This is a genomic window from Ignavibacteria bacterium, from assembly GCA_016873775.1.
Lineage (GTDB): Bacteria > Bacteroidota > Ignavibacteria > UBA10030 > F1-140-MAGs086 > JAGXRH01.
Genome location: VGWC01000145.1, coordinates 1 through 2,028, shown reverse-complemented (window position 1 = coordinate 2,028; position 2,028 = coordinate 1). Strand labels below are relative to the sequence as shown.

The window sequence follows — 2,028 nt, the reverse complement described above, 5'->3', positions numbered from 1 at the left end:
ATTCTATTGTGTTGGAACTCGATGAGCGATTGAAAGAATTACGAGCGCAAAATAAACTTGTCGAAGCGCAACGGCTTGAACAACGCACAATGTTCGATATTACGATGATGAAAGAAGTCGGTTATTGTTCCGGCATTGAAAATTATTCGCGTCATCTTGCTGGTCGTCCGGCGGGTTCGCGTCCGTATTGTTTGCTCGATTATTTTCCGAAAGATTTTTTGCTCGTGATGGATGAATCGCACGTGAGCGTTCCGCAAATTCAAGGAATGTATCTCGGCGACCGTTCCCGCAAAACAACGCTTGTAGATTGGGGATTTCGTCTTCCGTCTGCGCTCGATAATCGTCCGCTCACGTTTGAAGAATGGGAACGTTCTGCGCATCAACTTATTTTTGTTTCTGCAACGCCGAGCAAGTACGAACTCGAAAAATGCAAAGGCGTAATTGTTGAACAAGTAATTCGCCCGACGGGATTGGTTGACCCGGAAGTAGATGTGCGACCAATCAAAAATCAGATTGACGATTTGATTGCGGAGATTCGTGAACGCGCACAACGCAACGAAAGAATTTTGGTAACAACGCTCACGAAACGAATGGCGGAAGATTTATCGGAATATCTTGCGAACATAAAAATCCGTGTGAGTTACGTTCACAGCGATATTGATGCGCTCGAGCGTGTAGAAATTTTACGCGACTTGCGTTTGGGAAATTTCGATGTGCTTGTCGGCGTGAATTTGCTGCGCGAAGGTTTGGATTTGCCGGAAGTTTCGCTCGTGGCAATTTTGGATGCGGACAAAGAAGGATATTTGCGCTCGGAAAAATCGCTCATACAAATTGCGGGAAGAACGGCGCGCAACGTGAACGGCAAAGTGATTCTCTACGCGAATAAAAACACCGGCTCGATGCAAAGAATGTTGAATGAAACCACGCGCCGCAGAACAAAGCAAATCGAATACAACACGTTGCACAACATTTCTCCGAAAACCATTTACAAAACGACGGAAGAAATTATTTCCTCCACAGCGATTGCCGATATACGCCAAGCAAAAGACGAGCGGCGAGAACGAATGCCTATTGTTGCCGAATCCGTTGTGCGTTATTTATCGAGCGAGCAGAAAAAAGATTTACTCGAAGAACTCGAAACCGAAATGAAACGCGCCGCCAAAGAACTTGAATTTGAACGCGCCGCGCAGTTGAGAGATGAGATAGAGAGATTGAAAGGGATGGGGAAAAAGTAAGGAGATTTCACATTGCGTATCTTTCTAATATATTAAACCGTGAATTTTATCTGGGATGAATCGAAAAACAAGAAACTAAAAGAAGAACGAGGAATTTCGTTTGAAGAAGTTGCTTCACTGATTTTGCAGAATAAATATGTTGAGGTTGTGAAACATCCAAAACTCACGCATCAAAAAATTTTCCTTGTTCCGGTTCACAATTATATTCACGCCATTCCATTCTTAATAGATGAAGAAAAGAATGTTGTTCTCAAAACTATTTACCCAAGCAGAAAATTCAATAAACTCTATGGACAAAAAGCAAAAGAAAATAAAACTTGACAAAGAAGAGCGAGAAATCGAAGCAACCGCAGAAATATATATTCCTCTTTCGAAAAAAGAGCGTTCTGAAATTGAAAACACGCTTGAGCGAATACGTAGACAGAAAAATGGATGGAAATTCGGCGACGCAAAAGATTTTCTCAATCTCTCCCCCGAAGAATCTGCATACATCGAATTAAAACTTGCATTGAGTAGAAATCTCCAAGAAACACGAAAGGAAAAACAATTGACGCAAGAACAACTCGCACGTTTACTTAAATCAAGTCAATCAAGAGTTGCAAAAATGGAAACGGGCGACCCATCTGTTTCTCTTGATTTACTTATACGTTCTTTACTTGTGTTAGGAACATCAAGGAAAAAACTCGCGCGAGTTTTTGCGTGATGGTGTTGCCGAATCCGTTGTGCGTTATTTATCGAGCGAGCAGAAAAAAGATTTACTCGAAGAACTCGAAACCGAAATGAAACGCGCCGC

3 protein-coding genes are annotated in these 2,028 nt (G+C 42.2%); all 3 read left to right on the top strand.

Annotated features, from left to right (window positions below):
- The coding region (locus FJ218_11420) for an excinuclease ABC subunit B (GenBank protein ID MBM4167511.1) at positions 1-1,235 on the top strand (1,235 nt) is incomplete at its 5' end.
- Between the two features lie 39 nt (positions 1,236-1,274).
- Positions 1,275-1,556 carry a BrnT family toxin gene (locus FJ218_11415; GenBank protein MBM4167510.1) on the top strand — a complete coding sequence of 94 codons (282 nt, stop codon included), beginning with the start codon at positions 1,275-1,277 and terminating at the stop codon, positions 1,554-1,556.
- Positions 1,525-1,938 carry a helix-turn-helix domain-containing protein gene (locus FJ218_11410; protein MBM4167509.1) on the top strand — a complete coding sequence of 138 codons (414 nt, stop codon included), beginning with the start codon at positions 1,525-1,527 and terminating at the stop codon, positions 1,936-1,938. Before FJ218_11415 ends, FJ218_11410 begins: the two co-directional genes overlap by 32 nt.
- The last annotated feature ends 90 nt before the right edge of the window (positions 1,939-2,028 follow it).